Raw genomic sequence first — 19,608 nt, forward strand, 5'->3', positions numbered from 1 at the left:
TTTGCAACCAGTCCTAGCACATTAACCATTATGGCGAAATTTTGATCCACAGCCGAATTGAGTTCGACGGCGGTGCCATTTTTTTGACACAGATTCTATTGCAGTCTCTGGTTGGCCCGACCCTATCGGTGCAATTGTCGGCCACTCGGTCGCCGTTCGATGGTGACGGCTCTTGCGCTTCCCCATTCCGGTCGCGTTAATCTCGCCGATCTGAGGGCCGGGCCTGCCGGCCGAAAAGGGGGAGAGACGTCATGCGGCTCATCGGCGTACGCGCATTGGGGCTCGTTCTGGCCGGGAACCTGTTGGCTGGCGGCCTGCTGTTTGGCGCGGCTGAGGCGGCCGAGATCAAGGTCATGAATTCGGGCGGTTTTGCGGCCCCTTACAAGGCTTTGGTGCCGGAGTTCGAGCAGGCGACGCACAACCATCTGGATGTTGCCTGGGGCCCGTCGATGGGCACGACGCACGATGCGATCCCGGTCCGGCTCGCCCGCGGCGAGCAGGCCGACGTGCTGATCATGGTTGCCGCCGCGCTCGATGACCTGGTGAAACAGGGCAAGGTCGTGCCGGCGAGCCGGGTCGAGATTGCGCGCTCCTATATCGGCATGGCGGTCAAGGCGGGGGCCCCCAAGCCGGATATTTCGACCGTCGACGGGCTGAAGCGTGCGTTGCTCGCGGCGAAATCGATCGCCTATTCCGATAGTGCGAGTGGCGTCTATCTTTCGACCGAAGGTTTTAAACGACTGGGCATCGCCGACGAGATCGCCGGCAAGAGCCGGATGATCCCGGCGACGCCGGTCGGCGAGATCGTGGCGCGCGGCGAGGCGGAGCTGGGCTTCCAGCAGATCAGCGAGCTCATGCCGGTCGCGGGCATCGAGCTCGTCGGTCCCCTGCCGCCCGAGGTCCAGAAGGTGACGCTCTATGCTGCCGGCATTTCAGTGAACGCCAAGGAGCCGGCGGCGGCCAAGGCCTTCATTGCCTACCTGACGTCGCCGGGCGTAGCGCCGACAGTCAAGCGCTTCGGGCTCGATCCAATTACGGCAAAGCCCTGATTCCGTGCTTATATCCATAAGAGGTACTAGGGGAGGGGCGGCGTCGCCCTCGAAGGTGTTAAGGCTGGGACGTGGAGCCTAGGACGAACGAGAACTGGCACGACGGCTGGACGATCGACCGGCACCGGTCGATCAAGCTGCAGGTCTACGGCGTGCTGCGGCAGGCGATCGTCGGCGCGCGCCTGCCGCCCGGACGCGGCCTGTCGGAAAAGGATCTGGCCGAGCTGCTGGGCGTCAGCCGTACGCCGGTGCGCGAGGCGCTGAGCAAGCTCGCCGATGAGGGGCTGGTCGTGATCTTGCCCCAGTCGGGTTCGTTCGTGGCGCCCCTGTCCTATACCGGCGTGATCGATGCGCAATATATCCGCGAGCTGCTCGAATGCGGCGTCGTGGCCGATCTCGCGCGCCGCATCACCGCCGAGGATCTGGCCCATCTGTCCGATCTGGTGCTGGCGCAGAAGCGCGCGGTCGAGGCCGGCGACCTCGCTGGCTTCCACGGGCTCGACGAGGCGTTCCACCGCACGCTCGCGCACCAGTCCGGCCACCCGAGCGTCTGGACCGCGATCGATCAGGCCAAGGTCCAGATCGATCGCGTCCGCCGTCTGTCGCTGCCGGACCCCGGCCGGCCGGCCGTGGCGATCGCCCAGCACGAGGCGATCCTGGCGGCGCTCACCGCCCGCGACGTGCGCGCGGCCGGTGCCGCCATGCGCCGCCATCTGCGCGAAGTCTTGAAGATCCTCGACGAGCTGCGCGGCCGGGCGCCGGGCTTTTTCCTACCGGGCGGCGAGGACGATCCGCCGCCGGCGCCGAGGCCGCCGCGCCGCACGGCCGGCCGCCGCCGCGCCCCCGTCCGCAACGGCTATCGCTTCGGCGCGCTCTCCTAAGCGCGCGCTCTTCCGAGCCCTTCCTGTCCCGAGCGCGCCGGTCATCCGGCGCGTCGTCGTTTCTCGTGCTGCGCAAAACTGATATGGTAGTATCGCAATGAAGCGGCAAGCATGCACGCTCGCGACAATCAAGAATGCGATCGAGGGAGAGCCTGAAAATGACGGACGATCAATTGATCCTATCCCGCCGCGCCCTGCTGGCCGGCACCGCTGCCGGGGCGGCAGCATTGGGGCTGAAGGCGCCGGCCTGGGCAGGCGCGCTGGCGTCCGCCGACGATCCCTGGCAACAGGCGCGCGCCATCGCGGACCGGCTTGAAGACTTGCGCGACCGGCCCGGATTCTGGGCGCACAACGGGCGCAAATTCTATGTGACCGCCTTCGGCGCGCAGCCGTGCCAGATCGTGGCGATCCCGTTCCTCTATCAGTCGGCGACCGTGTCCGGTCCCGGCTCCGCCCCGGCCACAGGCTCGTTCGACAATTACGCGGCCTTCGCGGCGGCGATCCAGGCCTGCCACCACGCCGGCGGCGGCCGCGTCGTCGTGCCGGCCGGCAACTGGTACTGCGCCGGGCCGATCACGCTCTTGAGCAACGTCAATTTCCATCTGGCGAGCGGCGCTCAGATCTGGTTCAGCCCGAATCCGGCCGACTACGCCAAGTACGGCCCCTATGACTTCGGCGCGAACGGCAAGCTCGTCCGGTCCCGCTGGCAGGCGAACGACTGCTATAATTTCTCGTCCATGGTCTATGCCTATGGGCAGGAGAACATCGCGCTTACCGGCGCGGATTGGACGAGCATCCTCAACGGCCAGGCCGGCACGCTCTACAATGCAACCAACTGCTGGTGGACCTGGAAGGGCAGTGTGGGGACGGCCGGCTTCGTCGGGGGCCAGCCGTCGGAGGGCACGCCCAATGCGCTCAACAAGCCGATCGGCACGCTGAACCCCGCACTCTCGACCGCCCAGGTCAACCTGATCGAATTCGGCTCGGCCGCCGGCGGCACCAGCAACGCCTATACCAAGGACAGCTCGTACCTGCCGGCGCTGTCGGAGGCGAATGTGCCGGTGGGCGCCCGCGTCTTCGGCGTCGGCCACCAGCTGCCGCCGTGCATGGTCGAGTTCTTCAACTGCCGCAACGTGTGGCTCGAAGGCTACCAGGTGACCAACACGCCGTTCTGGCAGCATCACCCGATCGCCTGCACGAACGTGGTCATCCGCAAGGTCTATGCAAACAGCACCGGCCCCAACAACGACGGGTTCGACCCGGAGGCGTGCGACCATGTGCTGGTCGACCGGGTGACCTTCAACACTGGTGACGACTGCATCGCCATCAAGTCGGGCAAGGACAACGACATCGAGTACGGACCGGCGCAGAACCACCTCATCCGCAAGTGCACCATGAACAGCGGCCATGGCGGCATCACGCTCGGCAGCGAGATGTCGGCGGGGGTGAAGAACATCTTCGCCGAGGATCTCGCCATGGAAAACCAGAACTTCGCGACCAATCCGCTCAACATCGCGATCCGCATCAAGACCAACCTCAACCGCGGCGGCACGGTCGAGAATTTCCACGTCCGCAACGTGACCCTGCCGAACGGCATCAACCTGGTGCCGAGCTTCTACAAGCCGCTCTCCGGCAGCCCGATCCCGGCCAACACGGTCTCGACCAACCAGGGCGGCGTCGTTACGTTCGACTGCGACTATTCGCCGGGCTCCGACAATGTCCGCACCCGGCCGCCGACAGTGAAGAACGTGACGATCTCCAACGTGACGGTGACGGCGCCGCCGGGGGCCTCGGCCAGCTGCTACCAGGCGATCATCGTGCAGGGGCCGGTCGCAAGCGACTACAACGGCCTCACCACCCCGGCGCCGGCCGTGGTGCCGGTCGAGAACGTGACCATCACCGACTGCAACTTCGGCACGCCGGTGAACACGGGCGAGCCCATCTATCTCTACAATATCCAGGGGCTGACGCTGACCAACGTCACGATCGCCGGCACGGTCTACAACACGGTGCTGTCGGCCTGACGGCGCTGACCTGACGGGAGGGGCGCGGCGAAGCTCTCGCCGCGCCTGTTTCGTTTCCATTCAGAAACAATCCCATTGACCGGTTGACGGAACCGGCCGTACCGACTGCTGTTCTCCCGAGAGAGAGCGTTTTGCAGTAGGAGCGGCCGATGACCGGGTTACGAGGCAAGCGGATACTGGTCACCGGCGGCGCGCAAGGCATCGGCCGGGCGATCGCCCAGCGCTTCGCGCGCGAAGGGGCCCGGGTCGCCGTTAACGATGTGAAGGAAGGGCCGGTGCTGGCCGAGACGCTCGATCTCTTGGCGCCGGTCGACGCCGGGCCTCATGCCGGCGTCGCGGCCGACGTATCCGACGAGGCGGCGGTCGATCGGATGATGGCCCATGTGCTCGCCCGGTTCGGCGGCCTCGACGTGCTCGTCAACAATGCCGGCATCCAGATCCAGGCCGCGTCCGACGCCATGACGCTCGAGCAGTTCGAGCGGGTGCTGGCCGTCAACCTGCGCGGCACGTTTCTCTGTTCGCGAGCCGCGCTGCGGCATTTCGTCGAGAAGGGCACCAAGGGCTCGATCATCAACACCTCATCGGTGCACGAGATCATCCCGAAGCCCGATTTCATCAGCTATTCGGCGAGCAAGGGCGCCATCGGCAACATGACCCGCACGCTGGCGCTCGAATATGCTGCGCGCGGCATCCGCGTGAATGCGGTCGGGCCGGGCGCCATCGTGACGCCGATCAACGCTGCCTGGACCGACGACCCGGTGAAGCGCCGCGACGTCGAGCGGCACATCCCGATGGGCCGCGCCGGTACGCCGGAGGAGGTGGCGGCCCTCTTCGCCTTCCTCGCCTCCGACGAGGCTGCCTACGTCACCGGCCAGACCTTCTACGTCGACGGCGGCCTCACGCTCTACGGCGACTTCGCGCACAATTGGTCGTCGTAGAGACGCCTCAGCCCAGGTTCCGGATCTCGACCTTTTCGCTCAAGCCCGGCGGATCGAAGCCGAAGATGCGGCCGTAGAAGCCGAGCTCGAGTTCCAGCACCCGGCGGATGGTCGAGCCCTGGCGAAAGCCGTGGCCCTCGCCCTCGAACGTGTAATGGGCGACGGCCAGGCCCTTCGCCGCCATGGCGAGCGCCATGGTCTCGGCCTGGTTCGGCGGCACCACCTTGTCGTCCAGGCCCTGGAAGAAGATCACCGGGCAGGCGAGGCGGTCCAGGTGATGGATCGGCGAGCGCTCGCGATAGACCGCCGCCGCCTGCGGCAAGGGGCCGACCAGCCGGTCGAGGTAGCGCGATTCGAACTTGTGGGTGTCGGAGGCGAGCAGCATCAGGTCGGCCACGCCATAGTGGCTGGCCCCGGCTTTGAAGAGGCGCGTCGTCGTGAGCGCCGCGAGCGTGGTGAACCCGCCGGCGCTGCCGCCGCGGATCGCGATCCGCGCCTCGTCGACCAGCCCTTCCTTCGCGAGATATTCGGCCGCGTTGGCGCAGTCCTCGACATCGACGATGCCCCAGCGGCCGATCAGCCGCTGGCGATAGTCGCGGCCGAAGCCGGTCGAGCCGCCGTAATTGACGTCGACGACGGCGATGCCGCGGCTTGTCCACCACTGGATCATCGGCGAGAAGCCGTTCGTGCTCATGGCGGTCGGACCGCCGTGGCTGATGACGATCAGCGGCGGCTTCTCGCCGGTGGGTGCCTCGAAGCTGCTGTTGGTCGGCGGATACCAGAAGGCATGGCCCTTGCCGCCGTCGCGCGCCGGAAAGGTGAAGGGCTCGCCGATCGAGACGTCGGCGGCGGCGAGGATCGCGGGGGCCGAGGCCTTGATCGGCTCCGGCGTGCCGTCGAGTGCCGCGAGGCGGACGATGGCGGGCGGTGCCGTGGTCGGCGTTGCGACATAGGCGAGCCCGTCGCCCGACGGCCCGTTGCTCAACGGTACGGGGCATTCCAGCACCGGGCCGATGTCGAGCGGGCGGATCCGGCCGGCCTCGATCAGCACGGCGCGCCGGATGCCGCGGTCGACGAGGGCCGCGACGATGCCGCCGTCGCGCAGGAAGGCGAAATGGCGCTGGCCGAACACCCAGTGCGGCCCGCCGATGTCATTCTCGACCCGGGCGATCGGCCGGATGCCGCCGTCGCGCACGGCATAGAGGTTCCACCAGCCGTTCCGGTCGGACGAGAAATGCAGCACGCCCTCCGGCGACCAGATCGGCTGCACGATCGCCTCCGGAATGGCGCCGGCGACGAGCCGGGCGGTCTCGGCCTTGGCGGTCCGGTCGATCGGTGCCAGCCAGAGCCGCGTGCCGTCCCATGGCATGTCCGGATGATCCCAGGAGAGCCAGACCAGCGTCTTGCCGTCGGGCGAGAGCCGGGGTGCGGCGAGGAAATCGTGGCCGTCGACCAGCACCTGGCCCGCGTTCTCGGCCGGTGGCATCCGCCCGGTGATGTCGAGCGCCACGATCGCGGCCTTAGGTTCCTTCTGGGTGACGCCGGGCTTGACACGATGGTCCTCGCGCACGGCGAGCACCCGCCCGCGGATCGGGTCGAACGCGAAATCGGCGTAGCGGCAGCCGTCGACGGCGGTGATCTGCCGGGCCGGCGCGTCGCCGTCGATCAGCCAGACCGCCCCGGTCAGCTTGTCGCTGAACACGATCCGCCCGTCGCTCACCTCGTAAGCGCCCCCGCCATATTCGTGTACGCGGCTCGCGATATTGAGCGGCGGTGGCGTCAGGTCGCGGATCTTGCCGTCGGTGCCGCGCCGGACCAGCACCGACCGGCCGCTCTCGCTCGGCCGGGCCTCGAGCCAGTAGAGCGCGCCCTGGTCGGCCTTCAAGGAACTGAGACCGATCGTCTGGCCTGCGACGAGATCGGTGGTGACGGTCGACTCCCAGGCGCCATAGGGGGCGGTGCGTTTCTTGTTCATTCTCACCTCTTGGGGGCTCTTAGTCCTCCGGAAACCGCGCGAGCGGGCGGATGCGGTACTGCCACTGCCGGCATTCGCCGGGTGCCAAGGTCACCGTGCCGGGCTTGTCCGAAAATTCGCCGTCGAAGCCCGCGGGGCTGGCATGCCCCTGCCACGGCTCGATGCAGAGATAGGGGGCGCCGGGCTTGGTCCAGATGCCGAGATGCGGGAAGTCCCAGTCCATCGCGATCGCCGGGCCGCCGGGCGCCCCGAACACGACCGCCCGCGACGCCGGCTGGTCCATGATCACCGCATCGGCGTCGAACAGCCCGTCGTGCAGCATCAGGGTGCGTCCCTGGACCGGCGTCGGCTCCACCTCGGGTGCGATCAGCTTGCCCGCGATCCGGCGGATCGGCCGCGGCTCGTCACTCTCGAATACCAGGCGATGGGCCTCGCGGGCGACGCCGGCATCGAGCGGCCAGCGGAACGCCGGATGGATGCCGAGGCTCGCGACCAGCGGCTCGTCGCCGGGATTGGCGAGCGTCCAGCGGCCGACGAGTGCCTCATCCTCGAGCGCGTAGGCGATCTCGAGCGTGAAGCGGAACGGGTAGACCGCGCGCGTCGCCGCAGTGTCGTCGAGGCGCCAGGTGCAGCGGTCGGCCTCGTGCGCCACGAGCGCGCACGGCGTATGGCGCAGGAAGCCATGCGACGGCAGGCTGTAGCTCTCTCCCTTGTGATGCAGCTTGTCGCCGGCGAGTGCCCCCACGATCGGGAACAGGTTGGGCGCGTGCCAGCCCCAGACCGCCGGATCGGCCTGCCAGATCCGCTCGGCACCGTCATGGGTGAGCGAGATGAGCTCCGCGCCCTGCGCCCGGAAGCGCGCTTTGATCCCACCGCTTTCGATCGTGACCGTATCGCTCATTGCCGTTCGATGATCCCGTCCGTGGTGATGGTGACCCGCTCGCCGTCCGCAAAGCCCGCCTGGTCGGCGGCCGGCAGGACCAGCAGCGGAATGGTGGGCCAGCCCATCTCGCGCGCGACCAGGATGCCCAGGCCGACGATCGCGTCGCCCCGGCCGAGGACCAGCGCCGCCGGCGCCCGGCCCGCTGCGAGCAGCTCCAGCATGACGGCGCTCGACGAGCTCGATCCGCGCGTCTCCGGCACCATGAGCACGGCGCCGCCGATCGGCACGCCGTGGTGCGGCGAGCGCGGGTCGGTGAGCGTGCCGGTCGCAGGATCGACGCCGCCCCAGAAGCTCAAGGGCCCGTCGAGCCTGAGGACCGGCCCCGCGGCCGTGCCGGGCAGGATCGCTTCGGCCTTCATCGCCAGATCGCCTCGTCACGGACCAGCCGGCCGGCGACGGCGCTCTCGATACAGTCCGTGAGGCTGCCGTAGAGCACGTTCCAGCCGGTATTGGCCGGCGTGTAATGGGCGAACTTGCCGGAGTTGGTGACGAGCAGCCCGGATCGGGCGGCGAGGATCGGCGTCACGACGATGCAGGTATCGGCGATCACGGTGATGCCGGCCGCATCAAGTGCCGCCTGCCGGCCGTCGCCCGCGATGCGCTCCAGCACGTGTCGGCCCGTGCAAGCATAGAACGGGATCGTCGTACGGCGGCCGGCGAAGCCGCGGATCACCGCATCGATCTCGGCCTCCGACAGGTGCGGGCTGCCGATCGCGACCGCATCAACGCGGCCGTCGGGTGGCACCAGCCCGGTCGAGAGCCGCCGCCGCGCCGCCTCCAGCATGGCGGCATCAAGCCGGATCGTCTCGCGCGGTGCCAGGCCGCCGAACGCGGCCGCTTGGGTAGGCGCCTCGGGCGTCACGCCCACGACATGGAACAGGCCGACCGAGCCGGTCGACGCCGCGGCGGCGCCCAGAGCCTTCAAGCGATCCTCGGCGAGCGGGCCCTTGACGAGCGGGCCCTCGGCGAGCGGTCCGGGCAGACCATCGATCGCGGCAATCGCGTCGCCCACGGCCTGGCCGAGCCAAGAGCCCAGCACCGGGTAGAACGCATCCTCGGCGACAAGCGCCGGATTGAGGCCGGAAGCGTCGATCAGCAGCGTCGCCCGCCGGTTCTCCGGCAGGTGCAGGCCGGCGCGCGGCGCGCGGCCGGTCAAGGCCGCGCAGATGTCGAGAAAGTCGCCATAGCGGTTGGTGCGGGCACCCAGCACCGAATTGCAGAACACGACCGCGTTCGACTCGCCCCAGGCGACGTCCTGGCCGAGTTGAGGGCGGTGGCCGGCCTGATAGGGCGCGCAGGTCCAGCTCTCGCGGCAGCCGAGCCCGGCATAGGCCGCCATCAGCCGCCGCGCCATGGCGGCCTGGGCCGCATCAAGCCGCTCCCGCCCGGGGTGGACGAGGTCGAGCGCACCCACGTTGAGCGTGGTCGGCACGCGCACGCGGCCGCCGTCGGTGAGCAGGCGCTCGGCGAACAGCGTGCCGCTGTCGCCGTGATAGAGGCAGCCGTCGATATGGGCCGACGCGATGTCGATCAACCGTCGGGCACCCAGCATCCGGGCGGTATCCGCGACGATCCGGAGCGCCATGGCGGCAGCCGGCCCATCCCGCCCGGCCAGCATCGCCTCGTCGTCGCGGCTCAGTTCAAGGCTCATGAGACGGTTTCATCGGCGGCGGACGATCTCGGCGGCTTTCCCGTCCTCGAACGATGACCGTCGCTGCACTGCGGCGTCAAGCCGGGCAAGTGAGCGACGACAAGGCGCGAGCCTCATGGTCGACGTGTCGTTCGCCAGGGCGCTGATCGCAGCTACGATAGCGTCCCGTTCCGTCGGGCTCTCGAAGTCAGAGTTCTATCCCGAAGCCCTTATCCCGGCGACTTCTGGTTTTGATCGGCGTGTTCCAAAGCCTCGGCAAGCTCGAAGCTCTGCTCCAAAACTTCGTGGGAATCGAGGCCGAGCTGCACGCTGAACTGCCCGCTCTCGACCACTTCGCGCAGTTCGGCATTGACGAACTTCAGCTGTTCCTCGCCGATCTCGAAGCGCACGACCCGGCTTTCGCCGGGCTTGAGGGTCACTTTCTGAAAGCCTTTCAGCTCCTTCACCGGCCGTGCCACGGAGGCATAGCTTTCGGAGATGTAGAGCTGCACCACGTTGGCACCCTCATAGGGGCCCTCGTTGGTCAACGTAGCCTCGGCAGTCAGGCTCTGGCCATAGGAGATCCGGGAGGCCGAGAGCTTCAGGCTCGACAGGGAAAAGCGGCTGTAGCTCAGCCCGAAGCCGAAGGGATAGAGCGGCCCGTTCTGCTCCTCGAAATATTGCGAGGTGTAGTTTCCGGGCTTGCCCTCCGTCAGCGGGCGCCCGATGCGCAGATGGTTGTAATAGATCGGGATCTGGCCGACCGAGCGCGGGAAGCTGATCGGGAGCTTGGCTGAAGGATTATGGTCGCCGAACAGCACGTCGGCGATGGCGTTGCCGCCCTCCGTGCCGGTATACCAGGTCTCCAGCAGCGCGTCGGCGTTGTCTTTCTCCCAGTCGATGGCCAGCGGCCTGCCGTTCATCAGCACGACGACCAGCGGCTTGCCGGTCGCCTTGAGCGCCTTCAGCAGCGCGCGCTGCGAGCCGGGCAGGTCGATGTCGACGCGGCTCGAGGACTCGTGCGACATGCCGCGCGTTTCGCCGACGGCCGCGATCACGACGTCGGCCTGTGCCGCCAGCTCCACGGCCTCGGCGATCATCACCTCAGGCGCGCGCGGATCCTGCACGACCTCGGGCGTGTCCCAGTTCAGATAGTTGAGATAGTCGACGACCTTGGGATTGTCGGTGATGTTGCAGCCGCGCGCGGTCAAGACGCGCGCCTTGCCCTCGACCGCGGTCTCGATGCCTGCGCGCAGCGTGACGGCGAGCTTGGCAACGGCCTGGGCCGACCAGCTGCCTAGGATGTCGAGCCCGGACTCGGCGAGCGGCCCGGTGAGCAGGATGGTTCCGGCCTTCTTCAGCGGCAGGGTCCGGTTGCGGTTCCCCAACAGCACGATGGTCTCGCGGGCGACTTCGCGTGCCGGCCGGCGATGCAGGCGGTTGTCGGCCTTGTCGTCCACCGGATCGTCGGCGGGCGAGCCCATGCGCAGGAAGGGATCGGCGAACAGGCCGAGATCGTACTTGACGCCCAGCACCTCGCGCACCCGCGCATCGAGCTCGGCCATCGTGATCTCGCCCGAGGCGACGAGGCCCGGCAGCTCGGCCAGATAGACCTTGTCGGCCATGCTCAAGTCGATGCCGGCCTTGATGGCGAGCTTGGCCGCCTCGCGCGCATCGCGCGCCACGCCGTGCTTCATGAGCTCGGTGATGGCGCCATGGTCGCTGATCGTGATGCCGCGGAAGCCCCATTGCTTGCGCAGCAGGTCCTGCAGCAGCCAGGTGTTGGCGGTCGCCGGCACGCCGTTGATGGAATTGAGCGCCACCATGACGCCGCCCGCGCCGGCGTCGATCGCGGCGCGATAGGGCGGCAGATAGACCTGGTGCATGCGCAGCGGGCTCATGTCGACCGTGTTGTAGTCGCGCCCGCCCTCGACCGCGCCGTAGAGCGCGAAATGCTTGACGGCGGCCATGATCGTGTCTGGCCGGTTGACGCCGGAGCCCTGGAAGCCGTGCACGCTGGCACGCGCGCATTCGGATGCGAGATAGGGGTCTTCCCCGAAGCCTTCCGAGACGCGGCCCCAGCGCGGGTCGTGGCCGATGTCGACCATGGGCGCGAAGGTCATGTCCACGCCGTCGGCACAGGCCTCGAGCGCCGAGACGCGGGCCATGCGCTCGATCGCCGCCATGTCGAAGCTCGATGCGAGGCCGAGCGGGATCGGGAAGGCCGTGCGATGGCCGTGCACGATGTCGTAGGCGAAGAACAGCGGGATCTTGAGCCGGCTGCGCTTGACGGCGGCCTCCTGCAGCGGCCGGTTGTCGCGCCGGACGACGGTGTTGAAGGATGCGCCGATGCGGCCGGCCGCGATCTCGTCCTCCAGCTGGGCGATCGGCATCTCCGGGCCGATGCTGATCAGGCGCAGCTGGCCGACCTTCTCGTCGACGGTCATGCGCGAGATCAGGTCGTCGATGAAGGCCTTCTTGGCGCCCGGATCGGCTGATGGATCGGCTGGCGGTTGGGCCTGTCCCGGCACCGTTATTGCCAGCTGCGCAGCCATTCCCGTCACCCAGGCGGCGGCCGACGCCATGACGCCGAGAGCCTGTCGTCGGGACAGACCGCCCCCCGTCGCATCCGGGTGGGAGTTCACTTCCAGTTTATCCGCAACCGGCACACTGTTTGCAGAGCCCATAATTATTATGTTCGTTCACTTCGATTGTGGTGGCCGGAAACGGCGCGGGCGCGGGTCAAGGTGTTTGGCGCTCGTTCCTTGACCCTTGTCCCAATGATAGGCATTTGTGCTCACGCGCGTCACGGCTGACCGAGGCGGGGGCACCATCCTGGGCCTGAACCTTTAAAGGAACTACTGTGAACTTGTCGACCCATCCTGTGGCCGGGTTGCGTAATCCGGCTCGACGCTTCCTGACCTGGCGGGGATTGGCTTTGATTTTGTACGGATCGGCTCAGTCGAGGCCGGGGTTTGCGCGCTTGGGCAAAGCTCTGGGCTGGTTGGCCGCTGCCATCCTCGCCCTGGGCACGCCTGCGTTCGCGCAGGACCCGCCGGCCGGCTTCGGGCTGGAACAGGTGACGGTCAGGGCGAAGGCGCTGGCGGACGCGCCGTATGTCGCTCCAGCCAGTAACCTGCCCGACGCCTTCAGCAGGATGCAGTTCTCCGACTATCAGAAGATACAGCCCCGGCGCGACCGGTTCACGTGGGCGGGGCTCGACACGCCCTTCAAACTGGCCTTCTACCATCAGGGGATGCAGTTCAATACGCCGGTGAAGATCAGCGAGATCGTCGACGGCGCCGCGCAGGAGATCCGCTACGCCCCGGACCGCTTCGATTTCGGCGACCTGCATTTCGACCGCGACCAGACCAGCAAGCTCGGCTGGGCCGGGTTCCGGGTGTTGTACCCGATCAACCAGCCCGGCAAAGAAGACGAGATCATGAGCCTGCTGGGTGCCAGCTATTTCCGCGTCATCGGCAAGGGCCAGATCTACGGCCTGTCGGGGCGCGGGCTGGCCATCGACACCGGCCTTTCGGCCCCTGAAGAGTTTCCCGTCTTCCGCGAGTACTGGATTCGTCGCCCCGCGCCACAGGACCGGTACCTGACCTTTTACGCCCTGCTCGATGCCCCGCACGCGACGGGCGCTTATGAGTTCACCCTGACGCCCGGCGCCGACACAATGCTCGGTGTCAAGGCCCGCGTTTTCCTGCGTTCGGGCGGGGCGCCGGCGGTGCTTGGCGTGGCACCCTTGACCAGCATGTTTCTCTACGGCCCTACCCAGCCCCTGCCGGTTCATAATTTCCGCCCCGGGATCCATGACTCCAACGGGCTGGCACTTCACACGGGCACCGGCGAATGGATCTGGCGCCCTCTCAACAACCCATCCATGGTGGCCCTCAGCAGCTTCGCGATGGAGAATCCGAAGGGCTTCGGCCTTCTCCAGCGCGGCCGGGAATTTTCGCGGTACGAGGATCTGAAGGACCGCTACGATCTGCGCCCCAGCGCCTGGATCGAGCCAACCAACGACTGGGGTAAGGGCCATGTGCGCCTCGTAGAGATTCCCACGCTCGACGAGACCAACGACAACATCGTCGCTTTCTGGGCGCCCGACACGCTTCCGGCGCCCGGCCAACCCCTGCAGTTCGACTACCGCATCCGCTTTACGAGGGACGAGCCCGCCATTCTGGAGGGCGGCCTGTCGTACGTTTGGCAGACCATGCACGCCACAGGCGAGGTCTATCAGTCCAACCTTGTCCGCGCCTACGATGGCACGCTTGCCTTCCTGGTCGATTTCACCGGCCCCTCGCTCGGCGATCTCGCACCCGAGGCTCCGGTCGTCGCGCGCGTCAGCGCCAACGACAATGTGGAAATCGTCGGATCGGAGCTTCAGCCTAACCCCGCAATCAAAGGCCGGCGCCTCACCTTTCGGATCAAGGTCAAGGATGCGACCAAGGCGTCTGAATTGCGTGCAGCGCTCGAACTGGCCGGGCGCACGCTCACCGAAACCTGGAGCCTTCAGATCCCGCCCTCGCCGGCCGCCAGGCCTGCTAGGGAAGGACAGGCCTCGCTCAATCTTTTCAAGGCCAGCGAGTAGCCTACCACCTCCGCCGTCACGCGCCTCCGGAAGCCTTTCGGCCCGGAGAGGATTTTCATGTCGCGGGCTGCATATCATTCCAAGAAGCGTTTGCACTGCGGCATAATAGATCTGGCGTGTTTCGAACGAGGTAAGGCGTGATCCGTTCGACCGTGTTGTTGGCCCTCCTGATCGGCATCATCGCCTTCGTGGCGGTGCTGGTCTCGAACGGATTCGCCGACATCCTGCGGGGCGTTGCCGCGATCGGCTGGGGGCTGGTCGTCGTCGTGCTGATCCGCCTCCTGGCGCTCACCTGCGCCGGCGTCGCCTGGGGTCTGACGCTCGGGCATAAGGCGAGCCGCCCGTTTGCCCTCTACGTCGGCCTGCGCCTCATTCGTGAGGCGATCAATTCCCTTCTGCCCGCGGTCCAGGTCGGCGGCGATATCATTGGCGGCCGGCTGCTGGCGCAATTCGGCGTGCCGGCGGGGCTCGCCGGCGCCTCGATCCTGGTCGACCTCCTGCTGCAGACCGCGACGCAGGGCCTGTTCGCGGTGACCGGCCTCATGGCGCTGTGGCTGGCGTTCGGCGACACGCCCGTGGTGCGCGAGATCGGCGGCGGCCTGATCCTGGCGGTGCCGGCGGTCGGCGGCTTCTTTCTGACCCAGCGCCTGGGGCTGTTCGCCCTCGTCGACCGGGGCATGGGCATGATCCAGCGCTTCCTGCCCGGGCTGGTGCCGGAACGGCCGCTCGACCTGCAGGCGGGCTTGCGCGCGATCTATGCCGCCCACGGGCGGATCGCCGGGGCGTGCATCGTCCATTCCATCGGCTGGAGCTGCGGGATCCTCGAGATCTGGCTGGCGCTCGACCGCATGGGCCAGCCGGTCAGCTTCGCCGAGGCGCTGGTGCTGGAAAGCCTGGGGCAGGCCGTGCGCTCCGCCGCTTTCGCCGTGCCGGGCGCGCTTGGCATCCAGGAGGGCGGCTTCATCCTGCTGGGCGGCTTGTTCGGCCTCACGCCCACAACCGCCCTGTCGCTCTCGCTGGTGAAGCGGCTGCCCGATCTCGCGATCGGCCTGCCCGGGCTTGCCGCCTGGCAGATGATCGAGTTCCGGCGCATCAAGCTGCCGCCACTGCTGCGCCGCGGCGGCGCCTGACGAGCGACCGCCCGGTCGATTGTGTGTAGGGTCCGCGCCTCGGGGGCGGGCGTCCGGGCCCGGGCCTTATTCGCCGGGTCTTATTCCCCGGGCGTGCCGGCGAGGGCCCGCTGGATGCGGGACGGCCGCTTCTCGCGCGCCGAGCGGCCCAGCCAGTTGTTGAGCCGGTCCATGTAGAGATAGACGACCGGCGTCGTATAGAGCGTCAGCATCTGCGACAGGATGAGGCCGCCAACGATCGAGAAGCCCAGGGGCTGGCGGATCTCGGCGCCGGTCCCCTGGCCGAACATCAGCGGCACGCCGCCCAGCATGGCCGCCATGGTCGTCATCATGATCGGCCGGAAGCGCATGAGGCAGGCTTCGTAGATCGATTCCTCGGGCTTCAAGCCGCGGTTGCGCTCCGCCTCGAGCGCGAAGTCGATCATCATGATCGCGTTCTTCTTGACGATGCCGATCAAGAGGATGATGCCGATGAGCGCGATCACGCTCAGGTCGAAGTGGAACACCATCAGGATCAGGATCGCGCCGACGCCGGCCGACGGCAGGGTGGAGAGGATCGTGATCGGGTGGATGTAGCTTTCGTAGAGCACGCCCAGGATGATGTAGACGACGACGAGGGCGGCTGCGATCAGATAGGGCGTGGTCGACAGCGACGACTGGAACGCCTGGGCGTTGCCCTGGAACGTGCCGATGATCGTCGCCGGCAGCTTCATCTGCGCCTCGGCCTCCTGGATGGCGCTCACCGCCTCGCCGAGGGAGGCGCCCTGCGCCAGGTTGAAGCTCAGGGTCACCGCGGGGAACTGGCCCTGGTGCGCGATCGACAGATAGTTGGTCTTGGTCGTGTCGAGCTTGACGAAGGTCGACAGCGGCACCATGCCGTTCGTTACCGGCGACTTCACATAGATCTTGTCGAGCGCCGCCGGGTCGCCCTGCAGTGCCGGTGGCACTTCCAGGATGACGTGGTACTGACTGAGTTGCGTGAAATATTGCGCGACCTGGCGCTGGCCGAAGGCGTCGTAGAGCGTGTCGTCGATGACCTGCGGCTGGATGCCGAAGCGCGCCGCCGTCGTGCGGTCGATCGTCATGGTGACGGTCGGCGCATTCGTCTGCTGGTCGGTCGCGACGTCACGGACCATCGGTAGCTTGCCGAGCTTCTCCTGCAGCAGCGGCGCCCAGTGATTGAGCTCGTCCAGGTTCGAATCCTGCAGCGTGTACTGATACTGGGTCTTGGACGAGCGGCCGCCGACATTGATGTCCTGGGACGCCTGGAGGAACAGCGCGATGCCTTGGACCTGCGCCAGCTTCGGCCGGAGCCGCGTGATGATCTCACCGGCCGACGCCTTGCGTTCCGGCTTCTGCTTCAGCGTGATGTAGAAATTGCCGTTGTTGCCGGTGCGCGAGCCGCCGGTCGAGCCGACCGACGAATTGAAGCTGTAGACGTCCGGATCGGCGGCGATGATCTTCATCAGTTCCTGCTGCTTCTCCATCATCGCCTGGAACGAGATGTCCTGCGATGCCTCCGAGACGCCCTGGATGAAGCCGGTGTCCTGCTGCGGGAAGAAGCCCTTCGGGATGGTGATGAACAGGAACACGGTCAAGCCGATGGTCGCGAGCAGGCTCAAGAGCGTCAGGAACTGGTGGCGCAGCACCCAGCGCAGGCCATAGGCGTAGCCGTCGCGCATGCCGTCGAAGAATCGCTCCATGATGTTGTAGAGCCGGCCGTGCTGGACATGCGCCTCGTCCTTGAGGAAGCGCGAGCACATCATCGGCGTCAGCGTCAGCGAGACCACGGCCGAAACCATGATGGTCACGGTCACCGTGACCGCGAACTCGTGGAACAGGCGGCCGATGATGCCGCCCATGAGCAGGAGCGGGATGAAGACCGCGATGAGCGACAGGCTGATCGAGACGATGGTGAAGCCGATTTCGCCGGCACCCTTGAGTGCCGCGTCGAGCGGCTTCATGCCCTCTTCCAGGTGACGCACGATGTTCTCGATCATCACGATCGCGTCGTCGACGACGAATCCCACCGAGATGGTGAGTGCCATCAGCGACAGATTGTCGAGGCTGTAGCCGACGACATACATGACGGCGCACGTGCCGACGAGCGAGACCGGCACCGTGATGCTCGGGATGACCGTCGCCCAGAAATTCCGCAGGAACACGAAGATGACCATGACGACGAGCCCCACGGTCAGCATGAGCGTGAACTGCACGTCGGAGACCGAGGCGCGGATCGTCTGGGTGCGATCCGAGATGATGTTGACATCGATCTGAGGCGGCATCGCCGCGCGCAGGCGCGGCAGGGCGGCCATCACGGAATTGACCACGTCGATGACGTTGGCGCCCGGTTGGCGGAACACGCCCAGCGTGATGCCGCGCTTGCCGCTTTGCCAGGAGGCGAGGCGAGTGTTTTCCGGGCCGTCGACCGCCTGGCCCACGTCGCGGATGCGGACGGGCGCGCCGTTGCGATATGCCAGGATGACGTCCTGGTAGTCCTTGGCGATGGTCAGCTGGTCGTTGTTGTAGATCGTGAAGCTCTGGTTGTCGCCGTCGAAGCTGCCCTTGGGCTGGTCGACCGTGACGGTGCCGAGTGTCGTGCGGATGTCCTCGAGGCTCAGGCCCATGCTGGCGAGCTTCGCCGGGTCGATCTGCACGCGCACCGACGGCTTCTGCTGGCCGAACACGCTGACCTGGGAGACGCCGGAGATCTGCGACATCTGCTGGGCAAGCAACGTCTCGGCGGCGTCGTCGACCTCGGTCAGCGGCAGGCTCGGGCTATAGACGGCGAGCAGCAGCACCGGCGCGTCCGCCGGGTTGACCTTGCGATAGGTCGGCGCGTTCGGCAGGTTCTTCGGCAGCTGGCCGGAGGCGGCGTTGATGGCACCCAGCACGTCCGTCGCCGCCGCGTCGATATTGCGGGTGAGATCGAACTGCACCACGACGCTGGTCGAGCCCAAGACGCTCGTCGAGGTGAGCTGCGCCACGCCCGCGATCTGGGCCAGCTGGGTCTCGAGCGGGGTTGCGACCGAGGACGCCATCGTGTCGGGGCTGGCGCCCGGCAGCGAGGCACTGACCTGGATCGTCGGGAAGTCGACCTGCGGCAGCGGGGCGACCGGCAGCAGCGGATATGCCACGGCACCGACGAGGAACAGCCCCGCCATCAGGAGCGAGGTGGCGATCGGGCGCTTGATGAACGGGGTCGAGATGCTCACTTGGCGGCGTCCCCCGGCGCCACGACGTCGGCGGTCTGGGATCCCTGCGGTGTGGCGATGACCTTGCCGCCGACCTTGACCTTGTACTGACCGTCGACCACCACGGTCTCACCGGCGGTGAGACCCTTGTCGACGAGCGCGGTGCCGCCCTGGATCTGGCCGACCGTGACCGTCCGCATCTCGACGGAGTTGTCCGGCCTGATCACCCAGACGAACGTGCCGATCGGCCCGCGCTGGATCGTCTGCGCCGGCACGGTGAGGCCGCCCTTGCGTGTGGCGGTGAGCAGGCGCGCCGACACGAACTCGCCGGGCCAGAGCCGGTTGTCCGGGTTCGGGAAGGTCGCCTTCAGCTTGAGCGTGCCGGTCGTCTGGTCGATCTGATTGTCGATGAGCGCCAAGGTCCCTTCGCCGAGCTTCGTCGAGTCGTCGGCCGAATAGGCGATGACCTTGAGCGGCGTGCCGCCGGCGCGCGCCTCGTTGATCTGGTCCAGCAGGTTTTCCGGCAGCGTGAAGATGACCGAGATCGGATGGGTCTGGGTGATGACCACGAGGCCGCTCGTATCGGTCGCATGCACGATGTTGCCCTGGTCGACCAGCCGGATGCCGGTCAGGCCGTCGAGCGGCGAGGTGATGGTGGTATAGGCGAGATTGACCTTGGCGGCGTCGATCGCCGCCTGATCGGCCGCGACCTGCGCGGTTTGCTGGTCGACGAGTGCCCGCTGGGTGTCGAGCACCTGCTGGCTCACGAACTGCTTGCTGATGAGGCCTTCGTCGCGCGTGAGATCGCGCTTCGCGTTGGCGAGCAGCGCCTCGTCCTTCGCCTTGGCCGCGGTCGCCTGGTCGAGCACTGCGCGATAGGGCCGCGGGTCGATCTGGGCCAGGAGATCGCCGGCCTTGACCTCCTGCCCTTCGGTGAAGGCGACCTTCTCGAGCTGGCCGTCGACGCGCACTTTCACGGTCACGGTATTGAATGCCGAGACGGTGCCGATGCCGGTCTTGAGGATCGGTACGTCCTCGGTCTTGACCTTGCCCGAGACGACCGGGACCGGCGGCGGGCCTTCGGCCGGTCCCTCCGCCGAGGCAGGTGCGCGGCCGGCAAACCAGGCGCCACCCGCCGCGACCAAAGCCACCGCGACTACACCGGGGACCAAAGCCTTACGCATCTCGTTACTCCTGCCGGCCGGCCAGCTGCCCGGCTCGCGAATATTCTGTTGCGGTCACGTATT

Annotated in this window: 13 protein-coding genes; 6 read left to right on the forward strand and 7 right to left on the reverse strand. The window is 67.3% G+C overall.

From position 1 onward, the window contains the following. The first annotated feature begins 251 nt into the window (after nt 1-251). The 4 genes from IEY58_RS02060 (at nt 252) to IEY58_RS02075 (ending at nt 4,892) form a co-directional block, all read left to right on the forward strand. Complete coding sequence (locus IEY58_RS02060; protein ID WP_189041911.1) at nt 252-1,049, forward strand: substrate-binding domain-containing protein; 798 nt, start codon at nt 252-254, stop codon at nt 1,047-1,049. A gap of 71 nt (nt 1,050-1,120) precedes the next feature. Further along, complete coding sequence (locus IEY58_RS02065) at nt 1,121-1,930, forward strand: GntR family transcriptional regulator (protein WP_189041913.1); 810 nt, start codon at nt 1,121-1,123, stop codon at nt 1,928-1,930. Between the two features lie 158 nt (nt 1,931-2,088). Then, entirely contained in the window at nt 2,089-3,954 is a 1,866-nt protein-coding gene (locus tag IEY58_RS02070) for a glycoside hydrolase family 28 protein (protein ID WP_229743428.1), read from the forward strand. Between the two features lie 149 nt (nt 3,955-4,103). Then, nucleotides 4,104-4,892, forward strand: coding sequence for a glucose 1-dehydrogenase (locus tag IEY58_RS02075; protein ID WP_189041916.1), 789 nt, complete (start codon nt 4,104-4,106; stop codon nt 4,890-4,892). A 7-nt stretch (nt 4,893-4,899) separates the two neighbouring features. On the opposite strand, the gene IEY58_RS02080 is transcribed toward IEY58_RS02075, so the two are convergent. The 5 genes from IEY58_RS02080 to bglX form a co-directional block, all read right to left on the reverse strand. Continuing rightward, nucleotides 4,900-6,867 (reverse strand): S9 family peptidase, encoded by a 1,968-nt coding sequence (locus tag IEY58_RS02080; protein ID WP_189041918.1) that lies wholly within the window; start codon nt 6,865-6,867, stop codon nt 4,900-4,902. A gap of 19 nt (nt 6,868-6,886) precedes the next feature. After that, nucleotides 6,887-7,768: an aldose 1-epimerase family protein gene (locus IEY58_RS02085; protein ID WP_189041919.1), complete on the reverse strand. Its 882-nt coding sequence runs from the start codon at nt 7,766-7,768 to the stop codon at nt 6,887-6,889. Next, nucleotides 7,765-8,169 (reverse strand): aconitase X swivel domain-containing protein, encoded by a 405-nt coding sequence (locus IEY58_RS02090; RefSeq protein WP_189041921.1) that lies wholly within the window; start codon nt 8,167-8,169, stop codon nt 7,765-7,767. Before IEY58_RS02090 ends, IEY58_RS02085 begins: the two co-directional genes overlap by 4 nt. After that, complete coding sequence (locus IEY58_RS02095) at nt 8,166-9,461, reverse strand: aconitase X (protein WP_189041923.1); 1,296 nt, start codon at nt 9,459-9,461, stop codon at nt 8,166-8,168. Before IEY58_RS02095 ends, IEY58_RS02090 begins: the two co-directional genes overlap by 4 nt. 209 nt (nt 9,462-9,670) lie before the next feature. Then, nucleotides 9,671-11,995, reverse strand: a complete 2,325-nt coding sequence (gene bglX, locus IEY58_RS02100; RefSeq protein WP_189041925.1) for a beta-glucosidase BglX — start codon at nt 11,993-11,995, stop codon at nt 9,671-9,673. Nucleotides 11,996-12,309: 314 nt separating this feature from the next. Here bglX and IEY58_RS02105 point away from each other — a divergent pair, with 314 nt between their 5' ends. Further along, nucleotides 12,310-14,037 carry a glucan biosynthesis protein G gene (locus tag IEY58_RS02105; protein WP_407648373.1) on the forward strand — a complete coding sequence of 576 codons (1,728 nt, stop codon included), beginning with the start codon at nt 12,310-12,312 and terminating at the stop codon, nt 14,035-14,037. A gap of 137 nt (nt 14,038-14,174) precedes the next feature. Further along, nucleotides 14,175-15,167 (forward strand): lysylphosphatidylglycerol synthase domain-containing protein, encoded by a 993-nt coding sequence (locus IEY58_RS02110; RefSeq protein ID WP_189041933.1) that lies wholly within the window; start codon nt 14,175-14,177, stop codon nt 15,165-15,167. An 80-nt stretch (nt 15,168-15,247) separates the two neighbouring features. On the opposite strand, the gene IEY58_RS02115 is transcribed toward IEY58_RS02110, so the two are convergent. Both IEY58_RS02115 and IEY58_RS02120 read right to left on the reverse strand, forming a co-directional pair. Next, complete coding sequence (locus tag IEY58_RS02115; RefSeq protein ID WP_189041934.1) at nt 15,248-18,382, reverse strand: multidrug efflux RND transporter permease subunit; 3,135 nt, start codon at nt 18,380-18,382, stop codon at nt 15,248-15,250. Then, entirely contained in the window at nt 18,379-19,545 is a 1,167-nt protein-coding gene (locus IEY58_RS02120) for an efflux RND transporter periplasmic adaptor subunit (protein ID WP_189041936.1), read from the reverse strand. The genes IEY58_RS02115 and IEY58_RS02120 overlap by 4 nt, the downstream gene beginning before the upstream one ends. Between the last annotated feature and the right edge of the window lie 63 nt (nt 19,546-19,608).

Source organism: Aliidongia dinghuensis, assembly GCF_014643535.1.
In the GTDB taxonomy this organism is placed as follows: domain Bacteria; phylum Pseudomonadota; class Alphaproteobacteria; order ATCC43930; family CGMCC-115725; genus Aliidongia; species Aliidongia dinghuensis.

What these genes read in the sequence shown, in the direction of transcription:
- IEY58_RS02060 (WP_189041911.1), top strand. Translation starts at nt 252, where the DNA reads ATGCGGCTCATCGGCGTACGCGCATTGGGGCTCGTTCTGGCCGGGAAC.
- IEY58_RS02070 (WP_229743428.1), top strand. Translation starts at nt 2,089, where the DNA reads ATGACGGACGATCAATTGATCCTATCCCGCCGCGCCCTGCTGGCCGGC.
- IEY58_RS02075 (WP_189041916.1), top strand. Translation starts at nt 4,104, where the DNA reads ATGACCGGGTTACGAGGCAAGCGGATACTGGTCACCGGCGGCGCGCAA.
- IEY58_RS02080 (WP_189041918.1), bottom strand. Translation starts at nt 6,867, where the DNA reads ATGAACAAGAAACGCACCGCCCCCTATGGCGCCTGGGAGTCGACCGTC.
- IEY58_RS02085 (WP_189041919.1), bottom strand. Translation starts at nt 7,768, where the DNA reads ATGAGCGATACGGTCACGATCGAAAGCGGTGGGATCAAAGCGCGCTTC.
- IEY58_RS02090 (WP_189041921.1), bottom strand. Translation starts at nt 8,169, where the DNA reads ATGAAGGCCGAAGCGATCCTGCCCGGCACGGCCGCGGGGCCGGTCCTC.
- IEY58_RS02095 (WP_189041923.1), bottom strand. Translation starts at nt 9,461, where the DNA reads ATGAGCCTTGAACTGAGCCGCGACGACGAGGCGATGCTGGCCGGGCGG.
- bglX (WP_189041925.1), bottom strand. Translation starts at nt 11,995, where the DNA reads ATGGCTGCGCAGCTGGCAATAACGGTGCCGGGACAGGCCCAACCGCCA.
- IEY58_RS02120 (WP_189041936.1), bottom strand. Translation starts at nt 19,545, where the DNA reads ATGCGTAAGGCTTTGGTCCCCGGTGTAGTCGCGGTGGCTTTGGTCGCG.